Origin of the sequence: Paenibacillus vortex V453 (assembly GCF_000193415.1) — a bacterium.
In the GTDB taxonomy this organism is placed as follows: Bacteria; Bacillota; Bacilli; order Paenibacillales; family Paenibacillaceae; genus Paenibacillus_AQ; species Paenibacillus_AQ glucanolyticus.
Genome location: NZ_ADHJ01000050.1, coordinates 14649 through 37296, shown reverse-complemented (window position 1 = coordinate 37296; position 22648 = coordinate 14649). Strand labels below are relative to the sequence as shown.

At 48.4% G+C, this 22648-nt stretch carries 24 protein-coding genes and 1 other annotated feature; of the genes, 15 read left to right on the top strand and 9 right to left on the bottom strand.

Annotation, left to right across the window (positions count from 1 at the left end; all coding sequences use genetic code 11):
• Positions 1–2 precede the first annotated feature (2 nt).
• Complete coding sequence (ylbJ, locus tag PVOR_RS26445) at positions 3–1235, bottom strand: sporulation integral membrane protein YlbJ (protein ID WP_006212640.1); 1233 nt, start codon at positions 1233–1235, stop codon at positions 3–5.
• 410 nt (positions 1236–1645) lie between these two features.
• Between ylbJ and PVOR_RS26440 the strand changes: the two genes are divergently transcribed.
• Positions 1646–2023: a globin domain-containing protein gene (locus PVOR_RS26440; RefSeq protein ID WP_006212639.1), complete on the top strand. Its 378-nt coding sequence runs from the start codon at positions 1646–1648 to the stop codon at positions 2021–2023.
• A 45-nt stretch (positions 2024–2068) separates the two neighbouring features.
• Positions 2069–2776: a DUF2225 domain-containing protein gene (locus tag PVOR_RS26435; RefSeq protein WP_006212638.1), complete on the top strand. Its 708-nt coding sequence runs from the start codon at positions 2069–2071 to the stop codon at positions 2774–2776.
• A 79-nt stretch (positions 2777–2855) separates the two neighbouring features.
• Here the strand turns inward: PVOR_RS26435 and PVOR_RS29940 are convergent, their stop codons facing one another.
• Positions 2856–3086 (bottom strand): hypothetical protein, encoded by a 231-nt coding sequence (locus PVOR_RS29940; RefSeq protein ID WP_009591425.1) that lies wholly within the window; start codon positions 3084–3086, stop codon positions 2856–2858.
• Positions 3083–3268 (bottom strand): YycC family protein, encoded by a 186-nt coding sequence (locus PVOR_RS26430; protein WP_006212637.1) that lies wholly within the window; start codon positions 3266–3268, stop codon positions 3083–3085. The genes PVOR_RS29940 and PVOR_RS26430 overlap by 4 nt, the downstream gene beginning before the upstream one ends.
• Positions 3269–3395: 127 nt before the next feature.
• On the opposite strand from PVOR_RS26430, the gene PVOR_RS26425 reads away from it, so the two are divergent.
• A complete protein-coding gene (locus PVOR_RS26425; protein WP_040681052.1) occupies positions 3396–5189 on the top strand; it encodes a M3 family oligoendopeptidase in 1794 nt (597 codons plus the stop codon).
• A 293-nt stretch (positions 5190–5482) separates the two neighbouring features.
• Positions 5483–5887 (top strand): hypothetical protein, encoded by a 405-nt coding sequence (locus PVOR_RS26415; protein ID WP_006212634.1) that lies wholly within the window; start codon positions 5483–5485, stop codon positions 5885–5887.
• Positions 5888–5980: 93 nt separating this feature from the next.
• On the opposite strand, the gene PVOR_RS26410 is transcribed toward PVOR_RS26415, so the two are convergent.
• Both PVOR_RS26410 and PVOR_RS26405 read right to left on the bottom strand, forming a co-directional pair.
• Positions 5981–6202 (bottom strand): alpha/beta-type small acid-soluble spore protein, encoded by a 222-nt coding sequence (locus tag PVOR_RS26410; RefSeq protein ID WP_006212633.1) that lies wholly within the window; start codon positions 6200–6202, stop codon positions 5981–5983.
• Between the two features lie 218 nt (positions 6203–6420).
• The gene (locus PVOR_RS26405; RefSeq protein WP_006212632.1) at positions 6421–7410 is read right to left on the bottom strand and encodes an aldose 1-epimerase; all 990 of its coding nucleotides are present in this window, start codon (positions 7408–7410) and stop codon (positions 6421–6423) included.
• Positions 7411–7586: 176 nt separating this feature from the next.
• Positions 7587–7828, top strand: a binding site (T-box leader).
• A 105-nt stretch (positions 7829–7933) separates the two neighbouring features.
• Between PVOR_RS26405 and trpS the strand changes: the two genes are divergently transcribed.
• Positions 7934–8920 (top strand): tryptophan--tRNA ligase, encoded by a 987-nt coding sequence (gene trpS / locus PVOR_RS26395; protein WP_006212631.1) that lies wholly within the window; start codon positions 7934–7936, stop codon positions 8918–8920.
• A 15-nt stretch (positions 8921–8935) separates the two neighbouring features.
• Here the strand turns inward: trpS and PVOR_RS31155 are convergent, their stop codons facing one another.
• Complete coding sequence (locus PVOR_RS31155) at positions 8936–9103, bottom strand: hypothetical protein (protein ID WP_006212630.1); 168 nt, start codon at positions 9101–9103, stop codon at positions 8936–8938.
• 121 nt (positions 9104–9224) lie between these two features.
• Here PVOR_RS31155 and PVOR_RS26390 point away from each other — a divergent pair, with 121 nt between their 5' ends.
• The 3 genes from PVOR_RS26390 (at position 9225) to PVOR_RS26380 (ending at position 11363) form a co-directional block, all read left to right on the top strand.
• Positions 9225–9443, top strand: coding sequence for an alpha/beta-type small acid-soluble spore protein (locus tag PVOR_RS26390; RefSeq protein ID WP_006212629.1), 219 nt, complete (start codon positions 9225–9227; stop codon positions 9441–9443).
• A gap of 283 nt (positions 9444–9726) precedes the next feature.
• On the top strand, positions 9727–10665 hold the full coding sequence (cyoE, locus tag PVOR_RS26385) for a heme o synthase (RefSeq protein WP_006212628.1): 939 nt from the start codon (positions 9727–9729) through the stop codon (positions 10663–10665).
• A gap of 80 nt (positions 10666–10745) precedes the next feature.
• Positions 10746–11363: an SCO family protein gene (locus PVOR_RS26380; RefSeq protein WP_006212627.1), complete on the top strand. Its 618-nt coding sequence runs from the start codon at positions 10746–10748 to the stop codon at positions 11361–11363.
• Between the two features lie 120 nt (positions 11364–11483).
• Here PVOR_RS26380 and PVOR_RS26375 read toward each other — a convergent pair whose 3' ends face one another.
• Both PVOR_RS26375 and PVOR_RS26370 read right to left on the bottom strand, forming a co-directional pair.
• The gene (locus tag PVOR_RS26375; protein ID WP_006212626.1) at positions 11484–11831 is read right to left on the bottom strand and encodes a toprim domain-containing protein; all 348 of its coding nucleotides are present in this window, start codon (positions 11829–11831) and stop codon (positions 11484–11486) included.
• A gap of 427 nt (positions 11832–12258) precedes the next feature.
• Entirely contained in the window at positions 12259–13410 is a 1152-nt protein-coding gene (locus PVOR_RS26370; RefSeq protein WP_006212625.1) for an MFS transporter, read from the bottom strand.
• Positions 13411–13586: 176 nt separating this feature from the next.
• Between PVOR_RS26370 and PVOR_RS26365 the strand changes: the two genes are divergently transcribed.
• The 6 genes from PVOR_RS26365 to PVOR_RS26340 all read left to right on the top strand — a co-directional run bounded on the left by PVOR_RS26365 (position 13587) and on the right by PVOR_RS26340 (position 20550).
• Positions 13587–14033: a hypothetical protein gene (locus tag PVOR_RS26365; RefSeq protein ID WP_006212624.1), complete on the top strand. Its 447-nt coding sequence runs from the start codon at positions 13587–13589 to the stop codon at positions 14031–14033.
• Between the two features lie 120 nt (positions 14034–14153).
• Positions 14154–15302 carry a transglutaminase domain-containing protein gene (locus tag PVOR_RS26360; protein WP_006212623.1) on the top strand — a complete coding sequence of 383 codons (1149 nt, stop codon included), beginning with the start codon at positions 14154–14156 and terminating at the stop codon, positions 15300–15302.
• A 128-nt stretch (positions 15303–15430) separates the two neighbouring features.
• Positions 15431–17482, top strand: coding sequence for a peptidoglycan D,D-transpeptidase FtsI family protein (locus tag PVOR_RS26355; RefSeq protein ID WP_006212622.1), 2052 nt, complete (start codon positions 15431–15433; stop codon positions 17480–17482).
• Positions 17483–17636: 154 nt separating this feature from the next.
• A complete protein-coding gene (locus PVOR_RS26350; protein WP_006212621.1) occupies positions 17637–18383 on the top strand; it encodes a Cof-type HAD-IIB family hydrolase in 747 nt (248 codons plus the stop codon).
• Between the two features lie 7 nt (positions 18384–18390).
• On the top strand, positions 18391–18870 hold the full coding sequence (locus PVOR_RS26345; RefSeq protein WP_006212620.1) for a DUF456 domain-containing protein: 480 nt from the start codon (positions 18391–18393) through the stop codon (positions 18868–18870).
• Between the two features lie 54 nt (positions 18871–18924).
• Positions 18925–20550 (top strand): putative polysaccharide biosynthesis protein, encoded by a 1626-nt coding sequence (locus PVOR_RS26340; protein ID WP_006212619.1) that lies wholly within the window; start codon positions 18925–18927, stop codon positions 20548–20550.
• A 50-nt stretch (positions 20551–20600) separates the two neighbouring features.
• Here the strand turns inward: PVOR_RS26340 and PVOR_RS26335 are convergent, their stop codons facing one another.
• Positions 20601–22004: a DUF2515 family protein gene (locus tag PVOR_RS26335; protein WP_006212618.1), complete on the bottom strand. Its 1404-nt coding sequence runs from the start codon at positions 22002–22004 to the stop codon at positions 20601–20603.
• A gap of 138 nt (positions 22005–22142) precedes the next feature.
• Here PVOR_RS26335 and PVOR_RS26330 point away from each other — a divergent pair, with 138 nt between their 5' ends.
• Positions 22143–22487 carry a thioredoxin family protein gene (locus PVOR_RS26330; protein WP_006212617.1) on the top strand — a complete coding sequence of 115 codons (345 nt, stop codon included), beginning with the start codon at positions 22143–22145 and terminating at the stop codon, positions 22485–22487.
• The last annotated feature ends 161 nt before the right edge of the window (positions 22488–22648 follow it).

The following is a 22648-nucleotide window of genomic DNA, read 5'->3' as shown; positions in this document are numbered from 1 at the left end:
GTTCACCTTGGGAATTTGCGGAATTTCTGCTGCAGTCCTTTTATGACCTGGATCAACAACGTAAATGTTATGAGGAAACCAAGCAGCATGCAAAAAGCCGCCATAATATGGGTATACCCGTTTAGAACGGAATTCGAAACAGCCGGCAGGGCCATGGTCGGAATGGAAGATCCCATCACGCTCTTCCACAACAGCATGACTGCTGTCGCGGCAATCAGGCCATGAACGAGTCTTGCGATGACAAACGGGAAATACCTGAGGTTTGTAGAGTTCAGGATGCTGATGATCTGTGCATGAACGGACAAGCCGCCCCATGACAAGATGAAGGCCGCTGCAGCCGCTTTGTACGCCAACGGAATGGCGGCACCCGCTTCACCGGCGTAACGCGCTCCAAGTGTTACTTCAAAAATCCCTCCTACGATGGCAGTGGAGAGGGACTCGGGCATGCCAACCAGGGACAGCATCAAACCGATAGCCTCGGTAAGCGCCGGGATAACGCCGGCACGGGTCCAAAGCTCGAGAAAGACGGAGAAGAATACCACGAGCCCGCCAACCACGATATTAAGCTGGAGCGATGATTGTATCGCTTGTCTAAGCAAGGTCCCCAAGTCCCGGCCATCCTGCTTCCTCGCAGCATGCATCGCACGAATCGCGGCTTTAACCCGGCTTGTCTTAACCTGAGACAGGTGAAGCGGCGATTCAGATGAGCTTTTAGCGTCATGTTTGCCATGAAACCTCATTAGCAGTCCGACAAGGAATCCACCGCCATAATGGGCTATTGCAAGAATGATACCGATTTTAGGATCGTGAAAAAAGCCGATGGAGACTGCTCCGATTAAAAATATAGGATCAGAGGAAGTGGTAAAGGCCACGAGCCGTTCGCCTTCCTCTCGACTTACCATTTTTTGTTCCCACAGTTTGGCGGTTAATTTGGCACCGATCGGGTAACCTGATACATATCCCATTGCGGCAACGAATCCCCCTGCTCCCGGAATACGAAACAGGGGCCTCATCATAGGGTCCAGAAGGGTGCCAATCAGGTGCACCACACCAAACCCAAGCAGCACCTCTGAAATGACAAAGAACGGGAACAGGGACGGAAAGAGAACGTCCCACCATATCGCCAGGCCCCGAAGAGCGGATTGAAGAGCGGCATCGGGAAATACAGCCATCAGGATAATTACGCTGAGGAGTGCCGTTACAAGCATGAACCAGCCCATTTTTTTCATGGTCATATAATGAATACGCCCCCTGGCATCGATGTGAACTACTGAAATATAGGTCCCATTAATTTAAAATCTATGCAGGATATAGGACAAACAGTATAAAAAAACATGAGAAAGCGGTTACAAATGTGCTTTATTTTCGAGGATATTGTGCTATAATAAAAAACATCAAAGCACATCTTTCGTATTATGTTTGGATGGAGTGATGATCATGAGCATAGTCGCAGGTATCCTAGTATGCGCCTTCGTTTATGTAATACGTGCTTCTCTCGTCCAGAGTGAAGAAGACTGGCGCAGTTATTAATAAGTTTCTAAAAGGTGCTAACCATTGCTTAGCGCCTTTTTTTGTTGTTTTTGCTATAATAAAAAGGTATATCCAATCGAAAGCGAATCATAAACAGATGGGAGAATTAGCGGATATGAATCCGAACTTAAGCATCTATGATAACCTCGGGGGTGCCGAGGGTGTACGTTCGCTCGTCGAAGCTTTTTATCCGAGAGTTCAGCAAAATGAATTGCTCTCGCCCTTGTTTCCGGAGGACATCATGCCGGTGATGGACAAACAATATATGTTCCTGAGTCAGTTCTTTGGAGGGCCTGCCCTATTCTCCGAAGCCTTCGGTCATCCCATGATGCGGGCCAGACATATGAAATTTCCGATTACGGACCGCCACGCTGAAGAATGGCTTGGCTGTATGGCAGGAGCCTTGATCGAAATCGGCGTGGAGGATGATCTGCGTGATTTTGTGCTACAGCGTCTTTCCGGTCCCGCTCACCATTTCGTCAATACACCTTAGTGCCTTGGAACTAGAAGTGGACTGGAATTAGACGCGAATGAAGGGATGGCGAATGGCGTGAAGTTAGAACCCTTGTATTCCATCAAGGTGGTTTGTGCGCACTGTGAGCAAGAATATTTAACATCTAGAGTAAGACCAAGCTTCAAAAAGGCATTCCGAACAGATACGGACTTCTGCGCTTATTATAAATCGGAGAATCCTGATTTCTACGTGGTGCGTGTCTGTCCTGAATGCGGATTTGCCTCAACGGAGAATTCGACTGTGAAATTGAATGAGCGGCAGAAGACGCTGTTCTACGAGCAGGTTGGATGCCGATGGGACAAGAGGGATATGGGGGGTCCACGCAGTCTGGAGGATGCCCTGGAGGCGTATAAGCTGGCTCTCCTCTGTGCGCAAGTGATCGGGGAGCGGGATCGGATTGTGGCCAGCCTGCTGCATCATATTGCTTGGCTGTATCGGTATCAAGGCAATCAGGACCAGGAGAACCGCTTCTTGAAATATAGTCTTGAATCCTATATCCGGGTGTTTGAACACGAAGGAGTAGGAGCAAACGATGCCCGTCTTCTATTCCTGATTGGAGAGATCCACCGCAGGCTGGGACAATTCCAGGAGGCGGTTCAATGGTTCTCCCGAGTGGTCCAGGACGAGAAGATTATGGATGCTGCCATGATCCGGGCTTCCAGAGAGCAGTGGAAGCTGATCTCGGAGCAGATACGGGAACAGAAGAACGCTGCAAAGGCGGAATCTCAATGAATGCAAAATGCAAACAGCCCGCCGAATGAAATGCCAGCAGGCTGATAAGAATGCTCATTCTTACTCGTACTAGGCGAAGTCAGCGAAGTCGCTGATCCGTGAGCAAGTAGTCGATGTCGCTGTCCAGTACGGTTACTTTATTATGGCAGCAGGGGAAAATCAGCAGCTTCTTTTTCCCCTCTCTAACACTCACTAATTCTTTGGGCTTCATTGGCAGTAATACATTGTCAGTTCCACAGAAAGGGCAGCTGTGTACATAAACGTCGTTTCCAACGACATCGTAAGGCCACGTATTAGAAAAAGGGATCATGAGTTCTCCGATGAGTGAGGCTCATCGTCCTTTTTCGAGGATGGCCCTTCATCATTTTTGGCAAGCTCGGCAATTTTCTGCATCAATATATGCTGTGGCATATGCATCAGCTGTTCCAGCGGAACGCCCAGCTGCTTGGACAGTGTAACCGCCGTCTCCGGTGATATTTGTAAAGGTCTCATGGCTTCCAGCTCCTTTTAGTTATAGCAGTAATTTGATTTATATATAGTTATACACTTTTCCCTATGCTCGCACAAATGGTATTACTGCATGGATTCATATTATGATTCGAAAGGTGATGAATGTTCGATGGCACTTCAACAAACTTGGGATTTAGATTCGATATTTCCTGGAGGTTCTTCCTCTCCACAGCTCTTGAGCTTTCTTGAGACCCTTGAGCAGGATGTACAACAGCTCCAACAGGATGTACAGGCACTGTCCGTTCCGGAAACCGTCGAGCGTGCGGCGAGCCTTGAGCGTTTCCTAGAGCAGTTTCAAAGCGCCTATGCCCGTATCCGTGAAGTCTCCGCATTTGTGAGCTGTTTGACCGCACAGAATGTGAATGACAAAAAGGCGGTTCAATTGACCGGCCGGGTAACTTCCTTGTCCGCAACCCTGCAATCGGTTAAGAACCAATTCGATAATGTGCTCCGCGGCATGAACGATGAGCTTTGGACCGCTTGGACAGGTACAGATAAAGTGTCTCAGCTGGACTTTGTATTGAACGAAGCCCGCAACCTTGCCAAGGATAAAATGAGCCCTGAGCTTGAAAGCCTGGCTCTGTCTCTCGGCGTTGACGGTTATCACGGTTGGGGAGAATTCTATGATACCATCGTGAAGAAAATCCAGATTCCATATGAGGAAGATGGCAAGACCGTCATGCTGTCTGCAGGACAGGCATTCAATAGAATGCATGATCCTCGCAGAGAAGTACGCCAATCCATGTTTGAAAAATGGGAGCAGGCTTGGGGAGATTCTGCCGATTACTGCGCGGATACCCTTAACCATCTATCGGGCTACCGCCTGAAGCTGTATGAGAACCGCGGCTGGGACGATGTGCTGAAAGAGCCGCTCGCCATTGGCCGAATGAGCCGTGAGACTCTGGATGCCATGTGGGCCGTCATTCAGGACACCAAGTCGGTACTGGTGGAGTATTTAAACCGTAAAGCGAAGCTGCTGGGCTTGGAAGGCTTGTCGTGGACGGATGTGGATGCACCGCTTCGTACTTCGGCTGCCAAAATCTCCTACGATGATGCTGCCGTCAACATTGTTGAGCAGTTCCGCAAATTTAGTCCAAGGCTGGCAGACTTCTCGCAAATGGCCTTCGACAAGAGCTGGATTGAGGTCGAGGATCGTCCAGGGAAAAGACCCGGCGGTTTCTGTACATCCTTCCCGGCAAGCAGCCAGACGCGCATATTCATGACATTTGGCGGAACCGCCTCGAATGTTTCGACGCTGGCTCATGAACTCGGTCATGCTTACCACCAGCATCTGATGGGCGGAATTCCGGTTCTCAACCAGAAGTATGCAATGAACGTTGCTGAGACGGCCTCTACTTTTGCCGAGATGATTGTTTTTGATGCAATGGTGAAGGGTGCCGGCAGCGAAGAAGAGAAGCTGGCTCTGCTGGAAGAGAAAATTCAGAACAGTGTAGCTTTCTTTATGAATATTCATGCACGGTTCCTGTTTGAAACCCGCTTCTATGACAAACGGAAGAGCGGACTGCTCAGCAGCGAGGAGATTTCAGAATTGATGGTTGAGGCACAGAAGGAAGCCTACTGCGATGCTCTGACATCCTACCATCCTCATTTCTGGGCATCCAAGCTTCATTTCTATATCACGGGTACACCATTCTATAATTTCCCATACACCTTCGGTTATATGTTCAGCACAGGCTTATATGTACGGGCATTGGAAGAAGGTCCGACCTTTGCTGATAAATATGACGCGCTTCTTCAGGATACAGGTGTCATGTCCGTTGAGGATTTGGCTAAAAAGCATCTGGATGTGGATTTGACTCAGCGTGATTTCTGGCAAAGTGCAGCGGATTCTTGCGTATCCGATATCAGACAATTCTTGCAAATGACTGAAACTTTGGCATAATTTGTTGATTATCATCGGAAAAACAGATAAAAAGGCCGTTCCTGAAATGGATATTTCCATCCATATTCATGTTTATCCCGCCAAAATAGAGAAGCTCCCAGTGAGCTTCTTTTTTTGTCGTAAAAGAAAGAAAGTTGACGCAAAAAAGGAGTGGAAATCTAAAATATTTGTGCAATTTTAGTAATAAATACCCAATTGTGTTGAATATTGTTGATACATTGATTTCTTTATCCTATAATGAGTCACAAGCCCTAATAATAGGGAAGATTTACTAATAAAGGAGGGGAGAAGAGATGGTAAAACTAGATCAATTATCACTGGCTAGACAATTGGACATTGTTTTTAAAGAGCTGGAAGAAGAGTTGGGAGGTCTAAGTTCAGGGACAGTATTTGTACAAATACGAAACAATGTAATTGGTAAATTTGGCATACGGCATAATCCATTGGCTGGGCGAAACGGGGTCATTGCTCCTTGTGAAGAGGGGCTTAGTGAAGCTCAACAATTCTCTTTTCGTACGATGGCGCTTGAGAGTTTGAAGCATAAACGCCATTGGACACATGGCGAAATTAGTTATGAATTTATGGTACGGCAAGGAATTGTCGTGGTAGATGCTATTCTTGAATCGAACTATAACATGGCCAATCTAATGATTCGGTACCCTCGTAATACATATGCCGAAGCTGCTTCGGAATCCTGAAATCATTTATCATATAAAACATATAACGAAAGAGGCGATCTTTGGGGAGAAGATCGCCTCTTTCTATTTGTGGCTGGAGGGAAGAGATGCGAATTACAGGTTCGAACGACCCGATAATTGCTGCTCAGCCAATTGAACCAGACGTTTAGTAATGTAACCTCCCAATGAACCGGTTTCACGGGAAGTATAGTTTCCATAGTAACCGTCTTGTGGAATCGTTACACCCAGTTCTTGTGCAGCTTCCATCTTCAATTGTTGAAGAGCTGCAGTTGCTTGAGGTACGACAAGATTGTTAGAAGAACGACCTTGAGCCATGTCATGTCACCTCCTTTGATGTTGTATGAGGATATTATGACCTGAATGCTAGGGGTCTCATTCGTTCTGGAGGAAGATTGATCACTGGTAAAATTAGCCGATTCATAAAAATCGTCGTTTATATAGAACAAACCAGAGCAGCACCCTGGTTTCAAAGGTCGACTCTGGTTTGGATAAGTTAAGTATAGATGCTGGTCATCCAGCAGGGATAGAGTGAACTAATCTTGATGCGTTTCCGGTGAAGTTCTCTGGATGCTGATCTTGGTATTCAGATTGACGGTCTGTCCCGGTTCCAAATGAATCAGTCCGGTTTCGTCGTCCGGGAGATTCAGATTGGGAGCGTTAGGAAGCCAGGTATAGGGTTCGATACAGAGGAATTCCTCTGCGACGCCCTTGGTATAGAGCACCCAGTGCTTGAAAAAATCACGATCAGCCGAATAATGGATTTGATAGCCGTCATCCCGTTTAAGCAATGCCTCTGCTGGCTTGCCTTCAGGAATTCTCAGGATCGTATCCAGATCGGCATCCTTCATATTGAGTCCTGTATTCAGTAGTTCCAGATCGCCAAGCGGCGAGAGATCACCGGTTGGGATCAGTTCGTTGTCCAAGGTATAAATACCTTCTACAGGCAGATCAAGCGTCCAGCGATGCGGTTCGCCATCCAACAGGAACCACGTATGATAGCCCATGCCGAATGGTACAGGGCTAGAACCGAGATTGGTTACACGAAGACTCTGCGACAGGCGGGTACCTTGAAGGCGGAAGGTCATCTCCAGCTTCAGCGGTACAGGAAATTGAGCAATCCACTTTGGATCATCCGATGAGATGAACTCTGTCGAAACGGCACAACCGTCATCTTCTTCCTCAATGTCGCTGACACACCAAGCCTGTGAACGGTGGAGTCCGTGGATATGATTGTCGTTCGCGGTATTTTGATCAAATTGATACGTTGTTCCGCCATATTCGAAATGGCCCTTGGAAATTCGACCTGGCGGAATGAGCATCGGGATGCCGAAGTGGTAAGGCTTCTGCAGATAGAATGCAAGCTCGCTTTCATCTGGTCTTCGGAGAATTTCGCGTGTGTTCTCGATGTCTTTGATCCCAATGACGTTGTTACCTAGACGAGGAAGGAGAGTCACTTCAAGACGGCCGCTGTTTAATATATAGGTGTCGTAACCATTCCACTGGCCTTTGGTCACTTGATTCATATCGATGCTCCTTTACTAACAGAAATCATGGTCTGGACGATTAAACACATCATAACAGATTTTTGTGGAAAGGGTAAAAGAAAAGCTTCAAAACCCAAGACAACCTGATTCCAAATTGGAATTGACAAGGCAGAGCAAGAGTTTTATCATTGCATGTAATAGTGAACCATAATGATGGAAACACGATGACAAGGACAAGTAAGCAGTGCGGTCTATCCTTCAGAAAGCCGGTGGTTGATGTGAACCGGTGGATCCGCTTTGCTGAATGGACCTTCGAGTGCCGAGCTGAACGGGAGAATGCTGTTATTCCTTAATATGCCGGCCGGGTATTCTCCGTTACAAGAATCTAAGGCTGCATCGATTTTCTGATATGCTGTTGCAGCGAATAAGGGTGGCACCACGGTCACACGTCCCTTGCGGATGTGTGGCCTTTTTTGCGTTCATATAGGCACGTAGGCATGCTTCGTATATCGGGGCAGACTCGGGATTGAAAGAATTTTTCGAGATAAATTGGAGGTTAATCATGAAAACTGTATTATCGGGCATTCAGCCAAGCGGTAACCTGACACTGGGGAACTATATTGGCGCCATCAAAAATTTTGTTAAGCTGCAGGAAGCACATGATTGTTATTTTATGGTGGTCGATCTGCATGCCATTACCGTTCCTCAGGAGCCGAGCTCGCTTAGAGAACGTTCTGAATCGGTTGCCGCACTGTACGTTGCTGCCGGAATTGATCCAAATCGTGCGAATATCTTTTTGCAATCCCATGTGCCGCAGCACGCTGAGCTGGGATGGATCATGACAACCCTCGTCAACATGGGTGAATTGGAACGGATGACGCAGTTCAAGGACAAATCAGAAGGCAAGGATTCCGTAGGAGCCGGGCTATTCGTCTATCCAGCGCTTATGGCTGCAGATATTTTGCTCTACAATGCCAATCTGGTACCGGTGGGGGATGACCAGAAACAGCATCTTGAGATTACGCGTGATTTGGCTGCGCGGTTTAATCACCGGTTCGGTGAGTATTTCAATGTACCGGAGCCTTTCATCCCTGAAGTAGGCGCTCGGATCATGTCGCTTGATGATGCATCTAAGAAAATGAGCAAGAGCAATCCGGTAGAGGGAAGTTATATCGCGATGCTGGATACGCCGGACCAAATTCGCAAAAAAATAAGCCGTGCCACAACCGATTCCGGAACAGAAGTGGTGTATGATCCATCAGCCAAACCGGAAGTCAGCAATCTCATGAGCATTTACTCCGAATGTGCTGGAGTGTCTTTGCAGGAAGTGCAAGCACGCTTTGAAGGAAAGATGTACGGGGCGTTTAAGAAGGAGCTTGGCGAAGTGGTGGTGTCTGCTCTGGAGCCACTACAAAACAGATACTACGAAATTCGCCAAACCGGTGAAATTCATGACATTCTAGCCAAGGGAGCGGAGCAGGCACAAAGAACTGCGACTCAGGTGCTGGATGGCGTGAAAGACAAAATGGGCTTCCTGGCTCCGAGATAACGCTGTCCAACCTGTTTAAGAAGGTCTGCGTTTCGCTTTGATAATGAAGCCCCAGCCGATGTTGAAAATGGATAGGATCCCTAGACCGACAGCAAGAAATCCGTTATAGCTGATGGAGATGGCTGCAGCCGCCAGCAGAACGATGGAAGATACCGCAAACCAAAGAGATAAGCCTTTACTCATATGAAAAAACCTCCAAAGATAAAAAATTTAAAAAATACGTATAACGCTGCAAGAAGGAGCCATAATAAGTTTGCAAGCTTGCACTGGAATTACAGACATTCAGTGAAGGGAGATATTTAATATGGCACGCAGCAGCAACAATTTGGTGGTACCTCAAGCAACAGCAGCATTACAACGTTTGAAACTCGAGGCTGCTCAAGAACTAGGCGTAACGATTCCTCAGGACGGTTACTATGGTAACTATACTTCCCGTGAAACAGGATCCCTGGGCGGATACATTACAAAACGTTTGGTACAGCAAGCTGAACAGGCTCTTTCTGGATCTGGCCGCACGCTGTAATATCTTTCTCATAACGTGAGTGGGAAGCCCGGAGCGCAATGTTTGCGCTCCGGGCTTTGTATTCATTTCAGAGGCTCGACACGCATTCTAATACATAGACAAATTGTGCCTTAAACAACGGTATAACGTCAAGATTATATCGCTTCCAAATGTCACTGAATTGTCATATAGATGGAACGAATTCCGAAGGATTGCTAAACACTTTTTACTAATGATATGATAAACTTTATAGCGGAGGCAGTACTTCCTCCATAACGACAGATACAAGGAGGAACGTTTACACGTGGATAATCACTTGAGATACCAGGCTCCTTCAGAATCCGCGGCACTGGCCTCGGCAGCGCCTGCACCTCCCGATAAGGCGGGGACTTGGAAAGATTTTATCACGGTGACGAAACCCGGAATCATCCGGTCAAATTTGATAGCGGCTTTTGCCGGATTTTGGCTAGCATCGCGTTGGGATATCCAATTTGGATTGATGATTATGACACTTCTCGGAACCGTGCTTGTCATGGCTTCGTCCTGTGTATTCAATAACTATTTTGACCGTGAACTCGACATGAAGATGGAACGGACCCGGAACCGCTCTCTTCCAACCGGACGGCTGACGCCAAAGGTTGTTCTTTGGTATGCCGTCATTCTTGGGGTGGTCGGACTAGCTATACTATTCTCGTTCTCCGGTGTACTGGCAGGTATATTCGGAGCTATCGGCATGTTTGTTTACGTGGTTGTCTATACACTATGGCTAAAGCGCTCTTCGACATGGAGCACCTCAGTAGGCGCGATTTCTGGAGCAATGCCTCCGGTGATCGGTTATGTGGCAGTAACAGGAAGCGTAGATATGGCAGCAGTTCTGCTGTTTGCGCTGTTGTTCCTATGGCAACCGCCCCATTTCTGGGCGCTGGGCATTCGTCGGGTCGAGGAATATCGGGCAGCGGGCTTCCCTCTACTGCCAGTTGTAAAAGGAATCCCGCGCACGAAGATACAGATGATTCCTTATTTGGTGCTTCTCATTCCGATACCGATTCTGATGTACGCGTATGGGTATGCAGGTATATTTTTTCTGGTCATCGGGCTCTTTCTGGCAATTTGGTGGCTTTACGCCGCACTGCAGGGTTTCCGTGCCAAGGACGACGAAGCCTGGTCCAAAAAAGTATTTATTATCTCCATTAACTATTTGACCTTGAGCCTGATCGTTCTCATACTTAACACCACTTTTTAATAAGGTGGAGTTGCTATAGGCAGTATATTCCCTGATTAGGAACTGGGTTTGTTTGAGACGAAGGGAGAACGAGGAAAGTCATGAGTGCATTCAAACGGTATAAATGGACTTGGGTATTGCTTGCTGTCTGTGTAGTTGCAGCTGTTTATCTGGTTTACAATTCGCTCGGCTTCGGAAAAGAAAAATTTCCGATTGTTCGTGAGGTTGCCGCCTATTCCATGGAAAATGTGGATGGGAAGACCATCACTTCAGAAGATACCAAAGGCAAGGTGAAACTGATGTACTTCTATTTCACCAGCTGTCCGGATGTATGTCCGATTACAACACTGGTCCTTTCACAGATACAAGAAGACTTGAAAAAAGAAGGTTTGTTTGGAAAAGAAGTTAACTTTGTATCCATCTCCTTTGACCCGGAAACCGATACGAAAGAGAAGATTAAGGCATTCGGGGACCGATTCTATGCCGATTATAGCGGCTGGTACTTCCTTCGAGGTGATCAGGAGGAAACGCGGAAGCTGATGCAGGAATCCTTCAAGATTCCGCTGCTTGGCAATAACTCGACCAATTTCACTCATGGCAACTCCATCGCGCTGGTTGACCGGAATAACAATATTCGGAAGACCTATAACGCAGCGGATCCGGCGCAAGTGAAGACCGAGGATATTGTGAAGGACATTAAGACCTTAGTTAAGGAATAACATAGTGGTAAAACCAAAAGACGCGCTTCATCGTTAAAGATGGAGGGCGTCTTTTTTATATTCTTCAACTGGCTCATAAAAGGCTTTGGACCAAATCAGGCGTTATTTACCCAGGGTAAATCAGAATTCATCAGGTGGCGGATAAATAATGAATTCTTCCAGCCCGGCTTTCTCCAACTGGGCAATCAAGTATTCATCCGGGGTTCCTTCAACACCGGCATACCCCCGGCGTGTATAGATTTGCCCGGCATCTGGGAAGACATCTCGCAGGGCCCCGCGAATTTTCTTGCCGGAGCTGTCATTATCCATAAACAGATAAACCTCATGGTCTTTCACCTGTTTATGCAGGCTCTCAAGCTTGGCGGTGTTTAATGTTCCGAATGTACACAGGATGGTTATATCTGATGTCAGCAATCTGCGGATTCGGCTGCGATCGTTCTTGCCCTCTACAACGAGGAATATCGGCATCTTTTTTCACCTCTGTCATGATACGGAGATCCTTGGTAGCATTCCCCGGGAAATGTTGATTCGACGTCGAATGATGTATGTATAGTGTAACTTGTTTTTTGTTGATCATGCAAAGCAAACGAAATAAACGGCCATCCGAGTGGAAGGCCGTTTAAGCTAATCCATGTATTCTAGTAGAAGCAGCTCAAAATGATGACAAGCAGAATATACAATACAAGTACCATGCCTACAGAATTTCCATGGCCTCCATGACAGTGCTTATGATGATGAACATGACTCATGTTACTTCACCCCTTGGTTAGATGTCCGTGGTCATTTGCCACACTGTATCTTATGTGGTTTTACCCATACGGATTGTGTGTTGGCCTATCCGCCACTTTTTGGGCGCTTCATCATAACAGGGTACAGGTTCATTAGTCATTTCAGACTATAACGGTGAGATGACCGTTGATGGTGCTTCACGATTGCGTTTCGGAAGCAGGAGCAGGACTGTCATCAGCATGAGGAACGCGATAAAATAAGGAGACACTATCGTCCGGAACTGTCCAGCTGCAATCGGTCCGACAAAGGACCCCAGCGACATCGCAATGGATTGCAAAGAGAATACTTTGCCGAGTCTGCCTCCTCCGCTTAGTTCAATAAACAGGGAGGATAACGCCGGGAACAGCAGGCCTTTGGCAAGACCCAGGGAAAACAGGATAACCATAATCGGCACATGGTCTGCTGCAGCCAGAGCGTAAAAGCAGATCGCCAGTCCCAGCACGCCCAAAGCGACCCTGACATGAGGCGCATAACGGTTCAGGAACAGCATGCTTAACGTGACCAGAGCCCCAAGGCTAATGACGGAGAATAAAATCCCCGTAGACATTATGCTTGCCTTCCCGCTTTCGCGAAGCGGAATTTCGAAGAATAGTATGCCTTGAGAGCAGGCGATAGCAAACGGAATTAAATAAAGGCGCAAGCTAAACGGAAGCCGTGCCGGCTTCTCTTCCTTGGAAGCCAAAGCATTTTCTTTATTGGCGGCCGTGGCTGATAACCGCTTGGGTAGACTGAAGAATGCCATAAACCCGGTAAAGATCAAGAGCCAGCCCAAACTCTGAAATGTACCGGAAAAACCGGCGTTAGCGACAATAAAAGCTCCTGCTGCCGGTGACAAAACAGAGGCAAGGGTGTGTACGACGCCATGACCGGACATGTATTTGCCTTGCGTAACCGGATCACGGGAGAGAGACGCTAACAGCGCCAGGCAGGCTGGTGATAAAAAAGCCAGTACAAAGCCGCTGATCGAGCGAAGCGCGAGCAACTGCCAAGGCAATTGGACATGAGCTTGGAGTAGCAGGATAACTCCAGCCGCAGTTAAACTGAAAATAATGTAGCGTCTGCTGCCGTGTCGGTCGATCAGATTACCTGCAATCAAATTGCCAGGCAGATGCGTCAAAGCATAAATTCCCATCATCCACCCGATAAACGTGGGAGCTGCACCAAGGGAAATCGCAAAAGGTGTCAGCACGGGATACTGAGCATGCAAATCAAAAAACGCCAGAAACAAAAACATATAGAGCCATAAAGCGGTTTTCAATATGGCACCCTCCTATCCGGCAAGAGTTCGGTATTACTACTTGTACGTTCGAAGGGGCAAGCTTATACCTTTTTGTGAAAAGACCCGGTTGGCTGACAGCTTTGCAGGGTATCATGTATAATTAATAAGACGGCAAAAAATACGCCGCCTGAAAGTATGGACGGGAGTGAAATAAATTGGATACACAGGTCTGGATTGAATTTCTTAAACAAAACTGGCTGGTCATTGCGATTGCCTTAATTATCTTGTTTATTGTACTGAATGTGTTAAGAACCGTAATCAAGTGGGTACTTGCGGTCCTTATCATTGGGGGATTGCTGGTGTACAGCGGAATTTCCTTGGATAAGATTGGGGAAGTGGTGTCCACGGTGAAGGAAGAGACGGTGGATACGATAAAAGCGGAAGCGATGAATATGATGATGAAGGAAGCGAAGGAAGCCAAATATACATCGAATGGGGACGGCACCTACTCGATTAAAGCTCCCAACCTGGAGCTAAAGGGCAGTGCTGGTTCAGAAAAGGTTGAGGTCACTTTCCGCGGGGTTTCGGTAGGAAAGTGGGATATCAATGATACGATCCGGAGTTTTATCAACGATGCCAAGTCCAATACAGCCACTAAATAAAGAATACTACCATAATCGGATGCGGATGTAAGGCAGCGTGGGCAAGTTTATCTTATTGCCAGCAAGCCTGCCCTCTTACATCGGTAGACAAGACATCTTAGGGAGAGGAGGGGATACCGTATGATGTCGGCATGGAAGGATAGCGTGCTCGATGGAAACGGAATTACTATCTTGCTGCTGCTGATTGTGGCTTTTTCATTATGGCAGGGGTGGAATCGTGGAGCCTCCCGCTCAGCCGGGAAGCTTGTTTTTTTTCTGGGGGATGCGGTGCTGCGTTTGGTTGGTCTTGCAATTTCCGTCCCGTTTACATTGTGGTTATCACCCAAGGCAGGGGACTGGCTGGGTGCTGCCTCAACGCTGCCGAATCGTGAACTGCAATTCTGGGAGCAGATTTATTATACGGCTCTAAAATCGCTGGCGGATTTTCCGCTGCTGAGGTTCGCCGTGCTGTTTATGCTCAGTTATGCGCTGATTGTATTTATGCTTCGGCTGCTTGTTTCCCTGATCATAGGAAGCAGGATGGGAGTCTTCGGATCGAGAAAAGAAACCCGGGCATCGCTGCCCAGCCGGCTTGCAGGTGCGGGTATCGGAGCCATCATGGGTGCTGCGCGGAGCATTATCGTGATCGCGATTTTGTTCATCTATGTCAGCCTGAATCCGGACCACGGCTTTAGCCGGTATGTTGAAGCTTCACCCGTATATCAGCAGGGTGCACAAGCTGTCATTGAGCCGCTATCTGGTTCGCTTGTCAAGGAAAAGCTGCCCGTATTCACCCAATCCGTTCAGGATGAACTGAATGGAATCATACAGCGCAAGTATGAGGTGATCGACCATAAGATTCCCGAGGGAATCGAACAGACAGCCGCCCATGTCGTGAAGGGGGCAGCCACCGACGAAGAGAAGGCTCGAAAGCTTTATGATTGGGTTGGCAGCCGCATCTCGTATGATCATGACAAGGTAACATTGTACGAAGAGCAGCGGATATGGAAAGAGCAGACGCCCCAGGATACGTATGATACAAGGTTAGGCGTATGTATCGACTATGCCCGGCTATATGCCATGATGGCACGGTCACAGGACCTCGAAGTCAGGGTGGTGACCGGCAGGGGCTACAATGGACAAGGCGGTTATGGCCCCCATGCCTGGAATGAGGTTTATTTGAGTGAAGAAAAGCGGTGGATTCCGCTGGACCCAACCTGGGCACAGAGCGGCAACTGGTTTAACCCGCCGCGCTTCAATGAGACTCATATTAAAGAGCAAGTGTTTTGATGATGGACAGGGGCGGACTTTCACAAGGGAAGTCTGCCCTTCTCTTGAGGTCGGCCCTCCGCGTGAAGTGGGGGGGCGTTTATGTTAAGATGGGTTTATGTGATTGTGGGTAAAGGGGAGAAGCATACGTGAAAGGGTTTAGGCCGGATAAACGCAAACAAGAAGAAGGGGATGCCGGCAGTCAGTTTAATTTGCGGGTCAATCTGTTCTTTTTCAGCACATTTATCATATTCTGTGTCATTATTATACGTCTTGCGATACTGCAGTTTGTCGAAGGGCCTGAGCTGAAAGAGCTCGAAACCGGCGGGCAGGTTAAGAATTTCCCGCTGCAACCCATCCGGGGGAGCATCATCGACGCTTCCGGAACGCCACTCGCTTACTCGACACCCTCCCAAGCACTGTATTTAACGCTGTTAAAGGATTACAGTTCCTCTGAGAGAGGGAAGAAGAACCGTCCGGAAATTGAGAAGTTGGCTGAGGAAATGGTTAAGATATTCGATCAGCATGGGGACCCGAAGGCAGAGAAGCTGACGGTGGACGACGTGATCAAAGCGATGGACCTGGAGTTCAATAAGCAGCCGGGTTATGAGCCGAGACGCATCAAGTCCGAGCTTTCAACCAAAGAAGTGGCTTATTTCATGGAGCACAAGAACGAGTATCCTGGGTTGGAGGTCGTTGAAGAAAGTCAGCGACAATACAATCAGGACAGAATCGCCGTTCAGACCATCGGTTATTTGAAAGAGTTCCGCGGAATTAAGACACTGGAGAAATATAAAGAGATTGATGAGCAGAACAAGAAGCAAAAAGATCCGGGACTCATCTACACCGAGCAGGAAAAGGTTGGTGTTGATGGCCTGGAAATGATGTTCCAGGATGAGCTGCGCGGCAAGAACGGATATATCGGCATTCCGATTAATCCGCAGAACATGGCGGACGGGGTCCCAACAATGATCGCTCCGGAGAAGGGGTACAACATTCATACCACCATTCATAAGGATATCCAGAAGGTTACCCAGCAGGCGATCATGGATCAGCTGAAATGGCTTCATGCCAACCCGGTTTCCGGCAAAACCCACCCGTATGCACAAACGGGTTATGCAGTGGCCATGGAAGTCGATACCGGCAACATCGTGGCCATGGCCAGCATGCCTGATTATGATCCGAATGTGTGGGAGTTCGGGACCGAAGATTGGGAGACGGTCATGAAGTATTACGGGAACGGAACCATCTCTCCGTACAGCTCTGGGCGCTCCGGCAACAATCTGGAATCGACTGTGCTGCTCGGCTCTACGATAAAACCACTGAGTGTGTTGATTGGTTTGAACGAGAAATTATTCGGGCCCAACGACTACTACTATGATTCTGGTGCTGCATTCTTTGGTAAGGATAACTCAAGAGTTCAGAACTCCGGTGGTAAATCCTACGGGTCCCTCAACGCAAGAAAAGCGATTGAGCATTCCTCCAACGCCTTTATGGTTGATTGGATTGGGGAAAAGCTATATAACAAATATGGCTCCGAATCCGTTGGAATATGGGATAAATACATGAAGAAGTTCGGTCTGGGTGTATCCACCGAATCCGGTCTGCCGAAGGAGCATAAAGGAATTATCGAGTATACCAACATTGAGCAGGCGGGAAGTTATTTGGCGGCCATGGCATACGCTTCATTTGGCCAGTCGGGTAAATATACGACCCTTCAACTGGCGCAATATGCCAGCACACTTGCCAATCAAGGTGAGCGCATTCGGCCGCAGCTTGCGAGCAAGATCGAGGATCAAGACGGCAATGTGGTCAAGGAATTCAAACGCGAGGTGCTGAATAAAGAGGAATTCCCTCAGCAGTACTGGAATGAAGTTATTGCTGGGATGAATACCCAAGGGCTTCGGGCTTTTGAAGACTTCAAATATGATTTTGCCCGGAAAACAGGAACATCGGAGCAGGATATATATAAAAACGGAAGCCGGATTAGGGTAGAGAACGGGGTATTCATCGCATTTGCACCGCGGCAGAACCCTAAGCTGGCCGTTGCCGTCGTAATTCCGGAGGCCGGCTTTGGTTCCCAAAGTGCGGCGCCGGTGGCCCGTAAAATATTTGATGCATATGATGAAATATACGGTCTGGACGGTACGCCTCATCCTAAAACCAATAATGATGAGAACAAGGACGGCGAAACGGAGTAATAAAAGGTAACGGCAAAACGGCAGCCAACAGCCCGAATGGGTTGGCTGCCGTTTCTTTTATGCCGTCGATACGGGGGAATGTTTTGGCGCACCCTCTTTTGTGGTAAAATGTCGTTATGTTTGCTTGTGATGGATAAGGGGGTTAATTAATACCATGAATTATAAATATCGTTTGTTAGCATTGGATATGGATGGAACACTGCTTCAGGATGATCATGAGGTGTCGGAGGAAACGGTGAAGTGGATCAAGGAAGCCGTCCGTCAAGGCATCCATGTCTGTCTCTCAACAGGTCGGCCGTTTGCGGAGGCTTATCCTTATGCCAAACAGCTTGAATTGACGACACCGATGGTGACAGTGAATGGCGGTGAAGTGTGGCGTGCGCCATATGAACTGTATCGCCGCGCGCTGCTGGACAGCAAGCTGGTGGAACAAATGCATGCGCTGGCTATTGAAACCGGATCCTGGTTCTGGGCGTATTCAGTAGATAGATTATATAACTCTGAGAACTGGACAGATGATATTGCGAATCAGGAATGGCTGAAATTCGGTTATACTACGAAGGATCATGAGGTGCGTCACCGGATCCTGATGCGGCTGCAGGACATGGGCGGATTGGAGATCACGAACTCCTCTCCCATAAACCTGGAGATCAATCCGCAGGGCGTCAATAAAGCGACGGGAATCGGGCAGGTATGCGAATTGCTCGGCATCAGCATGTCCCAGGTTGTAGCGGTAGGGGACAGCCTGAACGATCTGGCCGTGATTCAGGAGGCGGGCCTTGGCGTGGCTATGGGCAATGCCCAGCAGACCGTTAAGGATGAGGCAGACCTTGTGGTTTCAAGCAACAATGAGGACGGCATCGTGGAGGTCATCAGGGATCATATTTTGATCGAAGGGTGAGATGTAGATGGACGTATTGGGCTGGATTATCGTAATTGCTCTGTTTATCATTGGTATGGCCGGAGCAATTTACCCTATTTTGCCGGGGGTTGTCGCCATTTACCTGGCGCTGTTCGTTTACGGCTGGTTTTTTACATTCGAGCATTACAATACATGGTTCTGGATCATCCAGACGATCATTCTGGTTGTGCTGTTTGTCGCCGATTATGCGGTTAACGCATGGGGAGTCAAGAAGCTGGGCGGATCCAAAGCCTCTATATGGGGCAGTACGATTGGACTCATTGTCGGCCCCTTTGTAATCCCTGCTTTCGGATTGATCATCGGTCCGTTCCTCGGTGCATTTCTGGGTGAAATGTTCGCGGGGTCAGGGCCAAGCAAATCCGCGAAGGTGGGGTTCGGCTCGGTCATCGGATTGTTCAGCAGCATTGTAGTCAAGATCATTTTACAGCTGGCGATGATTATTATTTTCTTCATCTGGATTTTCTAATAGACGTTTGGATCGCTGTGAGAGGCGTTTTGGAGGAGAAAGAAGGGTACGGTTTTGTCAAAGAAAGAATCATTTATTAAAGGCACCATCATCCTGGCCGTTGCTGCGCTGGTGGCCCGTGTACTTGGGCTTGCGCAGCGGGTGCCACTTGAGCATATGTTGAATGATATAGGGGATGCCTCATTTACGATTGCTAATAACGTATATTTAATGCTGTTAACCGTAGCTACGGCAGGAATTCCCAGCACGCTAAGCAAAATGGTCTCGGAGCGGCATGCACTGAATAAGCCTGCCGAGGCACAGCGCGTCTATCATGCAGCGCTTATCTTTGCCGGAGCGGCCGGCGTCATCATGACGCTCCTGCTGTATTTTGGAGCACCCTTCTATGCAACAAACATAGCTAGGCAACCAGAGGCTGCAGCTGCGATACAAGCATTGGCTCCTGCCCTGCTGCTGTTCCCGGCCATCGCGATGATGCGGGGGTATTTCCAGGGACGCAACAATATGACGGCAGGCGGCATCTCTCAGATCATCGAACAGATTGCAAGGGTTTTAACTGCTATTGGTCTGGCATATGTGCTTCTGCGTCTGGGTTATGACGATACCTGGATTGCGGCAGGCGCTTCCTTTGGTGGCGTACTCGGCAGCATCGGGGCATTTGCGGTGATGCTGTACTTCACGGTAAAACTTCGCCGAAGTGACCGGGAACTCAAGCTACCGGCAGCCGACCGTTCCATTCCGCTCGGGGGAATATACAGGGATATCTTTACCCTGTCCATTCCGATTGTCTTATCATCGCTGGCAGTTCCAGCCGTCAATTTCATTGATGGTTCCATTGTTAAGCCGCTGCTTATGGGACAGATTGGTCCCGAGCAAGCAACAGCAGTACTTGCGGTGTTAGGAAACCGGGCACAGAGCGTGGCAGGAATTCCGCCGATCTTAGCGATTGCGCTGAGCACCTCACTCATTCCGATCATCTCTGCTGCCTTTGCCCGAAAGGATCAGGAGCATTTGGAACGACAAGTGACGCTTGCTATGCGTGTTGCTATATTGACGGGAATGCCGGTTGTTATCGCACTTTGCGTTGCATCTTATTCTATTAACGGCTTGCTGTTCAGTTCCCTCGGGGGAAGCGGGATTATTGGCTTTCTGACGTTTGGCACCATTTTTCAGATTACGATGATGACCACGAACTCGATTCTGCTCGGTATCGGCAAGGCCAAGCTATCAATGGTTCACGTTATGATCGGCATTGTGGTTAAACTGGCCGCAAGCTTCCTGCTTGCACCGTTGTTTGGCATTTATGGCATCATTGCAAGCACGGCTCTATGTTTCCTGGTGATCACGATGCTCAATCTGCGATCCATTAAAGCGATTGTTTCTTTCTCCATCCTGGGCAAACGCTGGACAGGCTTTGGATTGACCGTCATTGCAGCCGGCGGAATCGGCTATGGCCTGAATCAGGCCGGTATTCAATTGGTTGACGTCATGCCGGCACGACTGGCATTCCTGCTGACTTGCCTTATGGTGGGCGTAGTTGTTGTTACTGTATATCTGGTGCTGCTGGTGGTGTTTGGCGTACTGCGTCAATCCGAGCTCAGCAGTTACCCGCGCCCGTTGCAGAAGGTGTTCCGTCCGCTGATGAGACTGCAGCCTTCGCGAATGCGGGATCGGGGATAATCCAGAATTTAAGTGCAGCAGCACACAATAGAATGGGGACCATCCCAACCTCATCGGGATGGTCTCTTCCTGTTTTCATGGGAATGGATTCGCTCCGATACGTCATGCACGATGGAGGTCTTCTCAAGCGCGGCGCGATGGGCGTGGGTCATATCCGGCAGCAGTGGGCGTATTGGCTTGCGAATGTGACGGAGCATCACGCGGCCTTGATACCAATCGTACCGGGGAATGGGTTCCTGGGATTCATCCTGCCAGATCTCCTCAATATGGGGGCTGTATAGACGCCCTCCCTCCGGCAGCCACTCAGACTGGATCAGGTTGCGACTCTCGTGAGTATTATTCATAGCGGACTCAAGGGTCGGGGTAAACAATGCAGGCCAATATTCGGCCCGCGATCCCCGATGCTTGGTCGACTGCGCGAATGCTAGCACGGAGTGGAATATTTCCTCATAACCAAACAACAAAGCGTATAACGTTCTGCCCGCCTTGATCCGAATGCTCAGATCAGCAAACTTGGGGATCGTCATTCCGGCTAAAGGCCTAGTTGAGTCAGGAGGCTCTTGGGAAGCCATCATGTCCGCCTCGGGTCCGCTGACTTGTCCAAGTGGAAATACAATCTGATTCAGCCTGGCCAGCTCATGGATCCGAAAGAAAGGTTGCTCCAGAACATGCTCCAGGTAAAAAGGGTGCCTTGCCACACGTCCTTCAATATAGTTCTGCTCGTTAATGATCAGGGCAACCGTCAGCAGCGAACTCCCACGGTCCAGCCAGAACTGCTCCCAAAACGGAGTCATGAAGGCCGAAATATGGAAGTGAGGGAGCAAATGGAATAAAGGAGCTCCTTTTTTCCGACTGTGGATATAGAGAAGCAGCTGTGGATAGGCATCCTGAAAGATCAGAGCATTGCAGCGCTCGAGGAACCGGTACAGATGGTTCTTGAACTGTGAATCCGTGAGATCGGACATTAATCCACCCTTCAGATCACTCATATTCCACCCGGCATTTCGTGATACCATATGGGCCAGCAAAGCCCAGTGCAGCTCAGGATATGACTTATAGCAGTCATAATACGCTTGTGTACGGGTCACATTGCTCCGATTCGCATTCGCTGCAGCCTCCTGAATGAGAAGAATCAGCTCTTGCTCTTCCTGGGTTAGGTTATGAAGTTGATTATGACTTCGAATGCTGCTGTATCCTTCTGTAGAGGACATCAGTGAACCGGGCGGTTGAAGATAGGGATGGGAGGAGAGGATATCCTTAAGTTTCCTACGGATGGTTCTTACTGCTGCGTAATCCCATCGTAATTCATGCTTGTTGGTTGTGAGTTTTAAGGAAATTTGCCATGAGGCGAGCGTACCGGACCAAGATTCTGCAAGGGCATGCGGAATGGCGGCTGTCCACGCCCATACATCCTTTCCCCCCTTTTTATTATCTCTGGTTCCGTGCGAGTGCATTGCAGTTGTCACCTGCACTTTCTGATGAAATTCCAGGGTTTCAACATGGTAATGTCAGTATGCCTCTAAAATTTGACTTCCACTCAACATTTTGATTCACTAAGGGTGAAGGAATTCGACGTAAAGGGGAGATAATCAATGGAAAAAATCACTTCAGAAGCAGAATTTCAGGTTGCAATCCAGTCTCCGCGACTGACCGTTGCCGTATTTAAAGCAGACTGGTGCGGTGATTGCAAGTTTATCGATCCGTTCATGCCGGAGGTAGAGACTAAATTCTCGAATCAACTGACTCTGGTAGAAGTTGACGTCGATGCTGTCGGTGACGTGAGTCAGCAGCAAAATATTTTGGGAATCCCAAGTTTTGTTGCTTATTCAGACGGACGCGAGCTGGTTCGCTATGTTAACAAACTTCGCAAATCGCGAGAAGAGATTGAAGACTTCCTGCAGCGCGCTGTGGATGTATACGATACGATTCACAAGTAAAGCATGGATAATAGCACCGCCGCCTCATAGCTATATCGGGCGGCGGTGCTATTTTACATAACAAAGGGTTTGGTTGAAGAGCCAAGCGTGTCCAAGAATGATTTTCTCATTTTTGAACATTTTGTCACAATCGCTCAAGTGACCGTAGCTCCAGAATCAGG